The 14646-nt window shown below is 72.0% G+C and carries 10 protein-coding genes; 4 read left to right on the top strand and 6 right to left on the bottom strand.

Annotated features, from left to right (window positions below):
- The first annotated feature begins 84 nt into the window (after positions 1–84).
- Entirely contained in the window at positions 85–231 is a 147-nt protein-coding gene (locus AMK29_RS36365) for a hypothetical protein (RefSeq protein WP_158071311.1), read from the top strand.
- A gap of 159 nt (positions 232–390) precedes the next feature.
- Here the strand turns inward: AMK29_RS36365 and AMK29_RS12405 are convergent, their stop codons facing one another.
- Positions 391–858: a DUF6083 domain-containing protein gene (locus AMK29_RS12405; protein WP_073811751.1), complete on the bottom strand. Its 468-nt coding sequence runs from the start codon at positions 856–858 to the stop codon at positions 391–393.
- Between the two features lie 336 nt (positions 859–1194).
- Between AMK29_RS12405 and AMK29_RS12400 the strand changes: the two genes are divergently transcribed.
- Complete coding sequence (locus tag AMK29_RS12400; RefSeq protein WP_073811749.1) at positions 1195–2058, top strand: Cof-type HAD-IIB family hydrolase; 864 nt, start codon at positions 1195–1197, stop codon at positions 2056–2058.
- A 21-nt stretch (positions 2059–2079) separates the two neighbouring features.
- On the opposite strand, the gene AMK29_RS12395 is transcribed toward AMK29_RS12400, so the two are convergent.
- From AMK29_RS12395 to hisC, 5 genes are all read right to left on the bottom strand, one after another.
- Complete coding sequence (locus AMK29_RS12395) at positions 2080–3792, bottom strand: GAF domain-containing sensor histidine kinase (protein ID WP_073811747.1); 1713 nt, start codon at positions 3790–3792, stop codon at positions 2080–2082.
- 10 nt (positions 3793–3802) lie between these two features.
- Positions 3803–7561, bottom strand: a complete 3759-nt coding sequence (cydD, locus tag AMK29_RS12390) for a thiol reductant ABC exporter subunit CydD (RefSeq protein WP_073811745.1) — start codon at positions 7559–7561, stop codon at positions 3803–3805.
- Between the two features lie 42 nt (positions 7562–7603).
- Entirely contained in the window at positions 7604–8605 is a 1002-nt protein-coding gene (gene cydB, locus AMK29_RS12385) for a cytochrome d ubiquinol oxidase subunit II (protein WP_073811743.1), read from the bottom strand.
- Positions 8606–8623: 18 nt separating this feature from the next.
- The gene (locus tag AMK29_RS12380; RefSeq protein WP_073811742.1) at positions 8624–10132 is read right to left on the bottom strand and encodes a cytochrome ubiquinol oxidase subunit I; all 1509 of its coding nucleotides are present in this window, start codon (positions 10130–10132) and stop codon (positions 8624–8626) included.
- Between the two features lie 238 nt (positions 10133–10370).
- Positions 10371–11468 carry a histidinol-phosphate transaminase gene (hisC, locus tag AMK29_RS12375; RefSeq protein ID WP_073811740.1) on the bottom strand — a complete coding sequence of 366 codons (1098 nt, stop codon included), beginning with the start codon at positions 11466–11468 and terminating at the stop codon, positions 10371–10373.
- A gap of 380 nt (positions 11469–11848) precedes the next feature.
- On the opposite strand from hisC, the gene AMK29_RS12370 reads away from it, so the two are divergent.
- Together AMK29_RS12370 and AMK29_RS12365 are read left to right on the top strand one after the other, a co-directional pair.
- Positions 11849–12955, top strand: a complete 1107-nt coding sequence (locus AMK29_RS12370; RefSeq protein WP_073811739.1) for a LacI family DNA-binding transcriptional regulator — start codon at positions 11849–11851, stop codon at positions 12953–12955.
- A 249-nt stretch (positions 12956–13204) separates the two neighbouring features.
- Entirely contained in the window at positions 13205–14554 is a 1350-nt protein-coding gene (locus tag AMK29_RS12365; protein ID WP_274535635.1) for a metallophosphoesterase, read from the top strand.
- Positions 14555–14646 lie beyond the last annotated feature (92 nt).

Below are 14646 nucleotides of genomic sequence, written 5' to 3'. Positions count from 1 at the left end.
ATTCCTCTTCCGAAGGTCTTTCTGTCTGGCGAAGCTCTGTCTCACAGAAAGAACGACTCACCGACTTCGGAAGGGATTCATCCGTTGCTGCGCTTTCGTCCCGCCCACCGCTGGGCCGCGGTTCTCCTCACGGCCCTCGCGCTCCTGACCCCGGCGATCGCCCTGGCCGGCGACTCCACGGAGTCCGTCGTCGTCAGCGCTCCCGGCACGGACGACATGATCTGGGGCTGACACCCACCTCGACGCCACAGCACTCGACGACACAGCACTCGACGACACGACGCTCGGCGAGACGGCGTCACCCGGAGACGCGGGACGAGGGTGCCCGGAGCACCCTTCCAGAACGAGCACGGCATCGAGGACACCGGTCCTCGGTGCCGTCTCCGCTTTTCAGCCGCGCGGCTCGGCGCCCACGGCGACCCGGCGCGCGTGCCCCCGCCACAGGGCCGACAGGACGGGGAAGCCGACCGGCTCCGGCCGCGCCGCGCAGACCTCGACGTGACCGACCCGGCAGGCCTCGGACGGCGGGACGGAACCCGGATCGACGACGGTCCCGTCCCCGGCGACGCGCCAGCGGGCGCCCGCGGGGACGACACCGGCCCTCAGCGCGCCGGGCTCGATCATGACCCGGTGCCCCCACGCCGTACGACGCCACTCGACCCGTGCCCCGCACCGCTCGCAGGCCCCGTGTCCGGCACCGGCCGTGTCCGGCAGGAGCCCCCCGGCACGCGGCTCCGGTACGTGCCCCAGGGAGCGGGCCACGGACACGAACGCCCCGGAGCGCGCTTCCGGTACGGCGTCGCCGGGATCGACCGCGAACGCGGCGGCGTCGACCAGACCGGCCAGGACGTCACCCACGAGGACCGGGTCCCGGGTGCCATGCGCCGCCCCGGCCTCCTCGCACCCCGGGCAGAGGGTTATGCCGAGACGCGGCACCCACCTCCCGTACGGCGCAACGCAGGAGTCACACGCGTCGCTTCGCCGACCCGAGCCCATGTTCCGCCCCCCTGAGACGCCATCAGCTCCCAGGGACATTCCCCCGCAGCACATAAAACGAACGGATGTTTACGGCCATGTCGGGCCGTAACCGTAGACGCGGGGCCCCGGCTCCCCGGCCGCAGGGTCGACGACCTCGGGCCACTCATATGTGCGGCTCCCCGCACGCCCGTGCGCCCGGTACGGAAGAATGGTGCGGTGACCTCTCCTCGTGCCCCGCGCACTCCCGCCCCGGCGCCCCGGCTGATCGCCACCGACCTCGACGGCACGCTGCTGCGCGACGACAAGTCCGTATCCGAGCGCACGGTCGCCGCCCTCGCCGCGGCCGAGCGGGCCGGGATCGAGGTCTTCTTCGTCACCGGCCGCCCGGCCCGCTGGATGGATGTCGTCCGCGACCACGTCCACGGCCACGGCCTCGCGATCTGCGCCAACGGCGCCGCCGTCGTCGACCTCCACGCGGGGGGCACCTTCCTCGACGTGCACCCGCTGGAGCGGCCGATCGCCCTCGACGTCGTCCGGGCCCTGCGCGCCGCCGCGCCCGGGACCTCCTTCGCGGTCGAGCTCACCACCGGCATCCACTACGAGCCGCTGTACCCGCCGTTCTTCCTCGACCCGGGGGCGACCGTGGCCACCGCGGAGAAGCTCCTCTACGAGGAGACGCCCGGCGCCGCGGCCCCGGTGCTCAAGCTGCTCGCCCAGCACCCGGAGCTCGACCCCGACGTGTTCCTCGCGACGGCCCGCGCGGCCGCGGGGGAGCGGGCCTCGTTCACCCGGTCGAGCCCCACCGCCCTCATCGAGATCAGCGCGCTCGGCGTCTCCAAGGCCTCCACCCTGGCCCTGTGCTGCGCGGAACGCGGCATCACGGCCGACGAGGTGGTCGCCTTCGGCGACATGCCGAACGACATCGAGATGCTGAGCTGGGCCGGCCGCTCGTACGCGATGGGCAACGCCCACCCGGACGTGATCAGCGCCGCCTCCGGCCGTACCGCCGGCAACAACGAGGACGGCGTCGCCGTCGTCATCGAGCGCCTGATCACCGAGGTGGAACAGGCCACGTCCTAGGCCGAGAGCGCCTGGCAGGCCCTAGAGGGGGGCCTCCCAGACCACCGTCGTACCGCCGCCGTCCTCCCCGACACCCGGTCCGCACCAGCTCGCGCCGCCCAGCGACTCGGCCCGCCGCGCCAGGTTGCGCAGACCGCTGCGGCGGCCGCCCGCCGGGAGGCCGATGCCGTCGTCCGCGACCGAGAGCCGTACTCCGGCGGAGCCGTCGGGCAGGGTGACGCCGGCGTCGACGACCACCTCGATCCGGCTCGCCTCCGCGTGCCGGAACGCGTTGGAGAGCGCCTCTCGCAGGGCGGCGATGAGGTTCTTGCCGGTGAGCTCGCCGACCGTCGAGTCGATCGCGCCGAGGAAGCGGTGCGCGGGCTTGAAGCCGAGCGGCACCGCGGCCATGTTGATCTCCCGCAGGACACGGGTCCGCAGCCCCGACGGGGCCTCGGTGGGTCCCTGCTGGAGCGCGAAGATCGCCGTACGGATCTCCTGGATGGTCACGTCGAGCTCGTCCACCGCCTTGCCGACACCGTCCCGCACGGCCGGCACGACCGACCCGCGCTGGGCGCTCTCCAGCATCATGCCGGTGGCGAAGAGCCGCTGGATCACCAGATCGTGCAGGTCACGGGCGATCCGGTCGCGGTCCTCGTACACAGCGAGGCGTTCCCGGTCCCGCTGCGCCTCGGCCATCATCAGGGCGAGCGCCGCCTGCGAGGCGAACTGGGTGGCGAGCGTCCGCTCCGTCTCCGTGAACGGTCGGGCCCCCCGCAGCCGGGGCGTGACGAGCGCGCCGAGCACCCGGCCGCCGCTCTGCAGCGGCAGCATCATGCTCGGCCCGTACGAGGAGGTCAGCCGGCTGATCATGCGCGGGTCCGCCGACGCGTCCGCCACGAAGACCGCCTCGCCCGCCAGGAGCCGCCGCACCACGGCGCTCTCGGGCGGGATCACCACGCCGAGCGACTTCGTGGACCGGGGCGAGGAGACGGCGACGATCTCGAGACCGCCGTCCTCGGCGGGCAGCAGCACGATCCCCGCGTCCGCGGCGGCGAGGCGGCGGGCCTGCTCGGCGACGACCGTGAGGGCGTCGTCCGCGTCCCCGCCGGAGAGCAGCGCGGTGGTGACCGCGACCGAGCCGTCGATCCACCGCTCCCGCTGCCGGGCCGCCTCGTACAGGCGGGCGTTGCCGATGGCGATGCCGGCCTCGGTGGCGAGGACCCGGACCATGTGCTCGTCGTAGTCGTTGAACGCGCCGCCGCCGCGCTTCTCCGCGAGGTACAGATTGCCGAAGATCTCGCCCTGGACCCGGATGGGGACGCCGAGGAAGCTGGCCATCGGGGGATGCCCGGCCGGGAACCCCGCCGAGCGCGGATCGGTGGACAGATCGGTGAGACGGATCGTCCGGGGGTCCCGGATCAGCGCGCCGAGCAGCCCCGCGTGGCCGTCGGGACGGCGCCCGATCCGGCGGGCCACGTCCTCGCCGACGCCGAAGGTGACGAACTCGGACAGGCCCTTGCCCTCCTCGTCGACGACGCCGATCGCGGCGTAGCGCGCGTCGGCGAGTTCGGCGGCGGTCTCGCAGATGCGGTCCAGCGTGGAGTGGAGTTCGAGCCCGGTGCCGACCGAACGCATGGCCTCCAGGAGCTGCGGTACGCGGGCGGTGAGCTCGGTGGACAGCCCCTGGAGGCTGCGGGTGGCCTGCGTGGCGGCTTCCAGGGGGTCCGAGGCGTCGGACGCTGCGGCGGTCATGGGCTTGAGCCTAGTAAGTCCTATTTGCCGAGAAAAGTCGGCCGCCCGGAGGTGCCGGCCGGCGTCCCCCTCCGACGGCGAGCAGGTCGGTCGCCCGCTCCCGCGCCAGCATCCGGCGCAGCGGCCCGTCCGCTTCGGCGAGCTCCGCGTACGGTCCGCGCTGCACGGTCCGGCCCTCCTCCAGGACCAGGACCTCGTCGACCGCGTCGAGCCCGTGCAGCCGATGGGTGATGAGGACGGTGGTCCGTCCCTCGGTGGCCCGCAGCAGATCGTCGGTGAGCGCGTCGGCGGTGGCCAGGTCCAGGTGCTCGGCCGGCTCGTCGAGGACGAGGACGGGGAAGTCGGCGAGCAGGGCCCGGGCGAGTGCCAGGCGCTGCCGCTGGCCGCCGGAGAGCTGGGAGCCGTGCTCGCCGACGAGGGTGTCGAGACCGTCCGGCAGCTCGTCCACCCAGTCGAGCAGCCGCGCCCTGCGCAGCGCCTCGCGCAGCTCGTCGTCGCCCGCCCCGGTGCGGGCGAGCCGCAGGTTCTCCCGGACGGAGCTGTCGAAGAGGTGGGCGTCCTGGGCGCAGAGGCCGACGAGCCGCCGGACCGCGTCCCCGTCGAGTTCGCCGGCAGGCACCCCGCCGAGCAGGTACGTGCCGTCCTCCACGTCCAGGAACCGCAGCAGCACCTGGGCGAGCGTGGTCTTGCCGGAGCCGGAGGTGCCGACGACGGCGACCCGGCGTCCGGCCTCCAGGGTGAGCCGGAAGTCCGCGAGCGCCGCCCGCTCCTGGCCCGGGTACCGGGCGGAAAGACCGCCCAGCTCCAGCGGGAACGGGCCCGCCGGGGGAGTACGGGGCTGAACCGGCTCGTGTACGGGTACGGGAGCGTCGAGCACCTCGAAGACCCGCTCGGCACTGTGCCGGACGCGCTGGCGGTACTGCACGGCGAGCGGCAGCCCGGTGACGGCCTCGAAGGCGGCGAGCGGGGTCAGCACGACCACGGCGAGGGCCACTCCGTCGAGGCGCCCGTCGCGTACGGCCTGGACGCCGACGAGCGCGGCGGCCACGACGGTGAGCCCGCAGACCAGGGCGGAGAGCCCGGCCCCGAGCGCCGTGGCGGCGGCCTGCCGGGAGGCGATGTCGGTGAGGGTGCGGTCGGCGGCCCGCGCCCGCTCGATACGGCTCCGCAGGGCTCCGGCCACCGTCAGTTCGGCGCAGCCGCGGAGCAGGTCGGCCACGGCGGTCGCGAGGGCGCCGCGCGCGGGGGCGAGCCGCCGTTCGGCCCGGCGGGCGAGGGCCCCGCCGGCCATCGGGACGAGGACGCCCGCGACCAGGAGGCCCACGGCGAGGACGGCACCGGCCTCGGGCAGCAGCCAGGCGGTGAACCCGGCGGACGCGACCCCCACGACGAGCGCGGCGCCCGCGGGGAGCAGCCAGCGGAGCCAGTAGTCCTGGAGCGCGTCGACGTCCTGGACGAGCCGGGCGAGCAGGTCCCCGCGGCGGGTGCGGCGCAGCCCGGCCGGGGCGATCCGCTCCAGGCGCCGGTAGACGGAGACCCGGAGTTCGGCGAGCATCCGGAGCACGGCGTCGTGCGAGACGAGCCGCTCGGCGTACCGGAAGACGGCCCGCCCGATCCCGAAGGCGCGCGTGGCGGTGACGGCCACCATGAGATGGAGCACGGGCGGCTGTTCGGAGGCCCGCGAGATGAGCCACCCGGAGACGGCCATGAGCCCCACGGCCGACCCGAGCGCCAGACTCCCCAACAACAGGGCGAGCCCCATCCGCCCCCTGAACTCCCCCACCATCCCCCGAACCCGCCGAAGCCCCTCAGCCACAGGCACCCCGCGTGCGGGCACCTCCACCCCGGCGCCGGCCCCGCGTGCGGGCCCCCCCGCCCCCAGCTCCACTGCCCCGGTCGCGCCGGACCCCCCGGCCCCCGCACCCCCATCCACCTCGGTTGTGGGCATCTGTTCCGCAAAGGGCGGAACGGGTGGGCACAACCCCGCACCGGCGTCGAACCCGACGCCCACCGCACCCCGGCCCACCCCAGCCGGGTCCACCACACCGGCACCGTCACCCGGCAGGACCTCGCCCACGCCCTGCGCCCCGCCGGCGGCCGGCGACAGCGCCACCACCCGGTCCGCGACAGCCAACAGCGCAGGCCGGTGCACGACCAACAGCACGGTCCGCCCCGCCGCGAGGCGCCGAACCGCGTCCACCACACCCGCCTCCGTCGCCCCGTCCAGCGCCGCCGTCGGCTCGTCGAGCAGCAGCAGCGGCCGGTCCGCCAGGAACGCCCGTGCCAGCGCGAGCCGCTGCCGCTGCCCCGCCGAGAGCCCTGCTCCGTCCTCCCCGAGCACCGTGTCGAGCCCCCGCGGGAGCCCCGCGACGAACCCGTCCGCACCGGCGTCCCGCAGCGCCTCCCGTACCGCCTCGTCGGAGGCGTCCGGGCGCGCCAGACGGACGTTCTCGGCGACCGTCCCCGCGAAGAGGTACGGCCGCTGCGGCACCCAGGCGATCCGCGACCGCCACTCCTCCAGGTCGAGCGCCGCGAGGTCCTCGCCGCCGACCCGCACGGAGCCGCCCTCCTCGGGCACGGCGAACCCCAGCACGACATCGAGCAGCGTCGACTTCCCGACCCCGCTCGGGCCGACCAGGGCCACCGTCTCGCCGGGCTCGACCGTCAGCGTCGCCGCGTCGAGCGAGGGCTCGGCCCGCCCGGCGTGACGCACCGTCACCCGGTCCAGCTCCAACCGGACGGAGCCCGGCACGCCACCCCCCGCACCGGCGACGCCACCGGCGCCGGACGCGCCACCCCCACCGGCCCCCCGTACCGGCTGCTCCAGCACCTCGAAGATCTCCTCCGCCGCGGCGAGCCCCTCCGCCGCCGCGTGGAACTGCGCCCCCACCTGCCGCAGCGGCAGATACGCCTCGGGTGCCAGGATCAGGATGACGAGCCCGACGTACAGATCGAGTTCGCCGTGGACGAGCCGCATGCCGATGGTCACGGCGACGAGCGCGACCGACAGGGTCGCGAGGAGTTCCAGGGCGAAGGAGGAGAGGAACGCGATCCGCAGCGTCCGCATCGTCGCCTGCCGGTACTCCGAGGTGATCGCGCGGATCGACTCGGCCTGCGCCTTGGCCCGGCCGAAGATCTTGAGGGTCGGAAGCCCGGCCACCACGTCCAGGAAATGACCGGAGAGCCGGGAGAGCAGCTTCCACTGCCGGTCCATCCGGGCCTGGGTGTACCAGCCGATGAGGATCATGAAGACCGGGATGAGCGGCAGGGTGACGACGATGATCGCCGCCGAGACCCAGTCCTCGGTGACGATCCGGGCCAGGACCGCCACCGGCACGACCACCGCGAGGCCCAGCTGCGGCAGATAGCGGGCGAAGTAGTCGTCGAGGGCGTCCACGCCCCGCGTCGCGAGGGCGATCAGCGAACCGGCCTTCTGCCCGCTCAGCCAGCCCGGCCCGAGCGCGGCCGCCCGGACGAGGAGCCGGCCACGGAGTTCGGACTTAACCGCCGCGCTCGCCCGGTGGGCGGCGAGTTCGGTCAGCCAGGAGACCAGGGCCCGTGCCGCCGCGACCCCCACGAGCAGCAGCAGGGCGCCGGTCAGCTCGGAGACCGACTGCCCCTTCTGGAAGGCCCCCACCACGATCTCGGCGATGAGCATGGCCTGGGCGATGACCAGCACCGCCCCGACCAGGCCGAGGACCACCACCGCGATCAGGAAGACTCGGGTGGCCCTGGCGTACCGGAGCAGGCGCGGATCGATCGGTTTCACGTGAAACATGCTCCCCTGGGAAGGGCCGGCTCGTGGGCCTGACTAGTGGGCGTCGGCGATGTGCTGCGTACCGATCCGCTTGCGGAACACCCAGTAGGTCCAGCTCTGGTAGAGCAGCACCAGCGGGGTCGCGATCGCCGCGCACCAGGTCATGATCTTGAGCGTGTACGGGCTCGACGACGCGTTCGTCACGGTAAGGCTCCACGCGGGGTCGAGCGAGGACGGCATGACGTCCGGGAAGAGCGCGAGGAAGAGCATCGCCACGGCGGCGGCGATGGTCACGCCCGAGAGCGCGAACGACCAGCCCTCGCGGCCCGCCTTGATCGCGCCGATCGCGCCGACCAGGGCCACGACGGCGACCAGCATCGCCGCGAGGCTCCAGCTGTCCCCGGTGTGGATCTGGGTCCAGATCAGGAAGCCCAGCGCGAGCACCGCCGTGACCAGGCCCAGCTTGAGCGCGAGCGCCCGTGCCCGGACCCGGATGTCACCGACCGTCTTGAGCGAGACGAAGACCGCGCCGTGGAAGGTGAAGAGGGTCAGTGTGACCAGGCCGCCGAGAAGTGCGTACGGGTTGAGCAGCTCGAAGAAGCCGCCGACGTACTCCATGTCCGCGTCGATCTTCACGCCCCTGACGATGTTGCCGAAGGCCACGCCCCAGAGGAACGCGGGGATCAGCGACGTCCAGAAGATGGCCCGTTCCCAGTTGCGCTGCCAGTTCTCCTCGGGCCGCTTCACGCGGTACTCGAAGGCGACGCCCCGGATGATCAGACAGACCAGGATGATCAGCAGCGGCAGGTAGAAGCCGGAGAAGAGCGTGGCATACCACTCGGGGAACGCGGCGAAGGTCGCGCCGCCGGCGGTGAGCAGCCACACCTCGTTGCCGTCCCAGACGGGGCCGATGGTGTTGATGAGGACCCGCTTCTCGGCCCGGTCACGGGCGAGCAGCTTGGTCAGGACGCCGACCCCGAAGTCGAAGCCTTCGAGGAAGAAGTAGCCGATCCAGAGGACGGCGATGAGTACGAACCAGACGTCGTGGAGTTCCATGCCTCGATCTCCTCAGCCTCAGTACGAGAAGGCCATGGGGCGGTCGGGGTCTCGCGAGTCCCCGCCGATCTTGGTGGGCGGGTTGAGGTCGTCCTCGGTCAGCTCCGGCGGTCCCGCCTTGATGTACTTCACGAGGAGCTTGACCTCGATGACGGCGAGGACGGCGTAGAGAGCCGTGAAGACGATCATCGAGGTGAGCACCTCGCCCGTCGTCGTGCCGGGCGAGACCGCGTCCCGGGTGCGCAGCACGCCGTAGACGACCCAGGGCTGACGGCCCATCTCGGTGAAGATCCAGCCCCAGGAGTTGGCGATGAGCGGGAAGGCCATGGTCCAGAGGGCGATGATCCAGTACCACGTGGTCAGGCGGGGGCTGAGTGCCTTCCGCTTGAACAGGACCAGGTTCGGCACCTCGTCCTCACCGGTCCTCAGGCCCGGCGCCAGCAGGAACTTCTTCCTGGTCAGCCAGAGACCGAGCATCCCGATGGTCAGGGAGGCCATCCCGAAGCCGATCATCCAGCGGAAGCCCCAGTAGGCGACGGGGATGTTGGGCCGGTAGTCGCCGGGGCCGAACTTCTCCTGCTCGGCCTTGTTGATGTCGTTGATGCCCGGGACGTACGAGCTGAAGTCGTCGTTCGCCAGGAAGGACAGCAGGCCGGGGACCTCGATGGCGACCTTGTTGTGGCCCTTGTCGACGTCGCCGTAGGCGAAGATCGAGAAGGGCGCGGGCGCCTCGCCGTCCCAGAGCGCCTCGGCGGCGGCCATCTTCATGGGCTGCTGCTTGAACATGACCTTGCCGAGCAGGTCGCCGCTGATGGCGGTGCCGAGTCCGGCGATGATCAGAGTGATCAGGCCGACCCGCAGCGAGGTCCGCATCACCGTGATGTGCTTCTTGCGCGCCAGGTGGAAGGCGGAGATGCCGACCATGAACGCGCCGCCGACCAGGAAGGCCGCCGTCATGGTGTGGAAGAACTGGGTGAGGGCGGTGTTCTGGGTGAGCACCTGCCAGAAGTCGGTGAGCTCCGCCCGGCCGCGCTCCTCGTTGATGCGGTAGCCGACCGGGTGCTGCATCCAGGAGTTGGCCGCGAGGATGAAGTACGCGGAGAGGATGGTGCCGATGGACACCATCCATATGCAGGCGAGGTGGATGCGCTTCGGCAGCTTGTCCCAGCCGAAGATCCACAGACCGATGAAGGTCGACTCGAAGAAGAAGGCGATGAGCGCCTCGAAGGCGAGCGGTGCGCCGAAGATGTCCCCGACGAACCGGGAGTAGTCGGACCAGTTCATGCCGAACTGGAACTCCTGCACGATGCCGGTGACGACACCCATGGCGATGTTGATCAGGAAGAGCTTGCCCCAGAACTTCGTCGCCTTGAGGTACTTCTCGTTCTCGGTCCGCACCCAGGCCGTCTGCAGCCCGGCGGTGAGCGCGGCGAGGGAGATCGTCAGGGGGACGAAGAGGAAGTGGTAGACGGTGGTGATGCCGAACTGCCAGCGCGCCAACGTCTCTGGCGCCAGAGCGAGGTCCACGTCGTTCTCTCCTTACATCGCCGCGATCACATCGGCAGTTCGCCCCGTTGATCCCACCCATAACGGGAGGAACCGGAGACGCTTGTGAACGCGTTCACATTCACAAGCTATTATGGCTCATACGAAATCCGTATCGTCAACCGGGGTCCCTCAGGATCCGGCCACCGTGAAGATCGGGACGTACCCACGCGAAAGCCCCCGCGAGCGCAGCGCTCACGGGGGCCGGACGGAGAGGAGGTCAGCTGCCCTGACGGAAGCCCTCCGCCGCCTTCAGGAAGAGGTCGTTCGCCTCGGTCTCACCGATCGTGACGCGCACGCCCTCGCCCGCGAACGGCCGGACCATCACGCCGTGCCGCTCGCACTCCGCCGCGAAGTCCGTCGTCCGCTCGCCGAGCCGCAGCCAGACGAAGTTCGCCTGGGTGTCCGGCACGGTCCAGCCCTGGGCCACGAGCCCCGCGTGGACCCGCTCGCGCTCGGCCACCAGCGAGCCGACCCGGCCGAGCAGCTCGTCCTCGGCCCGCAGCGAGGCCACCGCGGCGTCCTGCGCCAGCTGGCTCACCCCGAACGGCACCGCCGTCTTGCGCAGCGCCGCCGCCACCGGCTCATGGGCGACCGCGAAACCGACCCGCAGCCCCGCCAGGCCGTACGCCTTGGAGAACGTCCTCAGCACGGCCACGTTCGGGCGGTCGCGGTACAGCTCGATGCCGTCGGGGATCTCGGTGTCACGCACGAACTCGCGGTACGCCTCGTCGATCACCACGAGGACGTCGGAGGGCACCCGGTCGAGGAAGCGCTCCAGCTCGGCCCGGCGCACCGCCGTGCCCGTGGGGTTGTTCGGGTTGCAGACGAAGATCAGCCGCGTCCGGTCGGTGATCGCCCCGGCCATCGCGTCCAGGTCGTGCACCTCGCCCTCGGTCAGCGGCACCTGCACCGAGGTGGCCCCGCTGATCTGCGTGATGATCGGGTACGCCTCGAAGGAGCGCCAGGCGTAGATGACCTCGTCGCCGGGGCCCGAGGTCGCCTGGAGCAGCGACTGGGCGACGCCGACCGAGCCGGTGCCCGTGGCCAGGTGCGAGACCGGCACGCCGAAACGGTCGGCCAGCTCCTCCGTCAGCCCCGTGCAGGCCATGTCGGGGTAGCGGTTGAAGTTCGAGGCCGCGGCCAGCGTGCTCTCCATGACCCCCGGCAGCGGCGGGTACGGGTTCTCGTTGGAGGACAGCTTGAAGGCGACGGGGCCGCCCGCGGCCGCCGGCCTGCCCGGCTTGTAGGTGGGGACGCCGTCCAGCTCGGCGCGCAGCTTCGGGCCGCCCGTACTCGTCCCGCTGGTCTCGCTCACTGTGTGGCCTCCTCGACCGTCCGTACCGCCAATGCTTCTCACCTTAAGAGGATTCGCCTCCGCTGCGAATGGGCTGCGGACAACAGGAGGGACACGGCTCCCGGTGCGGCCCGGAGAGGGGGGAGCGCGCACCGGGGTGGCGCGCGCTGGTGGCGAGCGCCGTGGCGCGCATCCCCCGTAGAGGTGAGTTGAGACCTCTTCGAGACCTCGCCACCACGCCAGGCCTACGCCGTTCGACAACCACAGGTCCCATGGAAAAGACCTCAACTACCTTGCATTCCAAGCCAGTTGACCCATATCGACCATGCAGAAACGTGCCTGTCAACGCCTGCATATGCGACCGACTCCACCGCCCCTCGTCGCCCTACTATCGGCTCGCCATGACAGCAGCAGGGAAGCACCAGGTGAGCCGGGCACAGACCCGGGGAAGCCGGCAGGGCCGGGCGGGCATCCGGGACGTGGCCGCCGCCGCCGGGGTCTCCATCACGACAGTCTCCGACGCGCTCAACGGCAAGGGCCGACTCCCCGACGCCACCCGCCGGCACGTGCGCGAGGTCGCCGACCGGCTGGGCTACCGCCCGTCCGCGGCGGCCCGCACGCTCCGCACCGGGAAGTCGGGACTCATCGGCCTGACCGTGACCACGTACGGGGATGAACCTTTCACCTTCACCGAATTCGCGTACTTCGCGGAGATGGCCAGGGCAGCCACATCGGCCGCGCTCGCCCGGGGCTACGCCCTGGTCATCCTCCCCGCCACCTCCCGCCATGACGTCTGGTCGAACGTCGCCCTCGACGGCACCGTCGTCATCGACCCCTCCGACCACGACCCGGTCGTCACCGAACTGGTCCGCCAGGGCCTGCCCGTCGTCTCCGACGGACGCCCCGCCGGCACCCTTCCGGTCACCGCCTGGGTCGACAACGACCACGAAGCCGCCGTCCTCGACCTCCTCGACCACCTCGCCGACGCAGGCGCCCGCCGCATCGGCCTCCTCACCGGAACGACCACCGACACCTACACCCGCCTGTCCACCACCGCCTACCTCAACTGGTGCGAGCGGGTGGGCCAGGACCCCGTCTACGAGGCCTATCCGGCGCACGACCCGTGCGCGGGCGCCGTCGCGGCCGACCGGCTGCTCGCCCGACCGGACCGGCCCGACGCCGTCTACGGCCTCTTCGACCCCAACGGAACCGACCTCCTCGCGGCCGCGCGCCGCTACGGACTGCGCGTCCCGGACGACCTGCTGCTGGTCTGCTGCAGCGAGTCGACCGTCTACGCCACCACCGAACCGCCCATCACGACCCTCTCGCTCAAGCCGCGCCGCATCGGCACGGCCGTCGTCCAACTCCTCATCGACGCCATCGAGGGGACCGACGCCGACGGCCCGGTCGAGCAGGTGATACCGACCGAACTCATCGTCCGGACCTCCTCGCAGCGCCGTTCACCCCGCACGACGGTCAGCCATCCGCGCTCACCCGCGAAAGACTGAATTTCCCGCCCTCGGATCCGCCGTCCCCGCCCCTGCCCGTGGGCAGGGGCGGCGAAACCGGCCACCCCACCGGCCTCAACCCTGGACTCGACCCACTCAATTCGGGCGAAACAACCGGTGAACCCGGAGTGGACCCGGATTCACCACCCCTGGTGCGTCACACAGGAGGACCCTCATTCCTATGATGGGCGCACGACACCGCGGACCACCCCGACCAGGCCGGTCCGCGATGTGCAGGGCATCGCGACGGTGGTGGAGGGGTCCATGACTCAGGGGGCCGGGCAGGAGCCCGTGGTGCGCACGGCGACATTGCGTGACTTCCGCGTACCGCCGTACGCCCGGGTGCCCGTACAGGGCCACGCCACCGATCCGACATCCGCGGAGCCGCAGCAGGCACCCGCGCCGACCGGCAGCGCGCCCGCACCGCCGCCGCCCCCCGCCGCGCCCGCGTCGACCGAGGCCGTCCGCCCGGCGAGCCCGCCCGCCGCCCCGACGACAGCGCCCGCGCCGCCGACGGCCCCTCCCGCGCCCATGCCCGCCGAGCCGACCCTCCATCTGGGACGCCGTCCCGCCCCGGCGTACGAGGCCCCGGCCGGTTCCTCCATCGTCTCCGTCGCCACCGGCCACCCCGGCAACGCCTTCCCCGACGAGGCGATGCCCGAGGGCTACACGCCGACCGAGCGCGACCTCCCGGTCATCAACCGCGGCGACACCGTCCAGGTCCCGGTCGCCCCCGAGTCCGCCCCCGCCGGCGAGCCCGTCCTCGCGAACGGCGAGGGACCCGGCCCGCTCTTCGTCGTCGGTGACGTCCACGGCTACCTCGACGAACTCGTCGCCGCCCTGCGCGCCCAGGGCCTCATCGACGAGAACGGCGGCTGGGCCGCGGGCAACGCCCGTCTGTGGTTCCTCGGCGACTTCACCGACCGCGGCCCCGACGGCATCGGCGTCATCGACCTCGTCATGCGGCTCTCCGCCGAGGCCGCCGCCGCCGGCGGCTACTGCAAGGCCCTCATGGGCAACCACGAGCTGCTGCTCATCGGCGCCAAGCGCTTCGGCGACACGCCGGTGAACTCCGGGGCCGGCACGGCCACCTTCCAGGCCGCCTGGCTGCTCAACGGCGGCCAGAAGCACGACATGGACCGGCTCCAGGACGTCCACCTCCAGTGGATGTCCCGGCTCGACGCCGTGGTGCGCGAGGACGACCACCTCCTCCTGCACTCCGACACCACCGCGTACCTCGAATACGGCGAGACCATCGAGGACGTCAACGACACGGTCCACGAGATCATCAACCGCAACGACGCCGACGAGGTCTGGGACGTCTTCCGCAAGTTCACCAAGCGCTTCGCCTTCCGCGACGAAGGCGGCCCGCAGGCCGTCCAGGAGCTGCTCTCCACCTACGGCGGCCGCCGGATCGTCCACGGCCACAGCCCGATCCCGTACCTCCTCGGCCAGGTCGGCGCGGAGGACGGCGAGAGCGACGCCGGCCCGGTCGTCGACGGTCCGCACGTGTACGCGGACGGTCTGGCCATCGCCATGGACGGCGGAGTGACCATGGCCGGAAAGCTGCTGGTCGTCCAACTCCCCCTGGACCGCTGAGGCATAACCCTGCGCATCCGGGGAAGGCGATTTCCGGAAACACCCTGTCAGCGCGTGGCACCCCCGCAATACCATCGGGTCCATCCGTAGCA

It is taken from the genome of Streptomyces sp. CB02261, from assembly GCF_001905665.1.
In the GTDB taxonomy this organism is placed as follows: domain Bacteria; phylum Actinomycetota; class Actinomycetes; order Streptomycetales; family Streptomycetaceae; genus Streptomyces.
The sequence above is the reverse complement of the archived record's forward strand: the minus strand, read 5'-3'. Positions and strand labels throughout refer to the sequence as shown.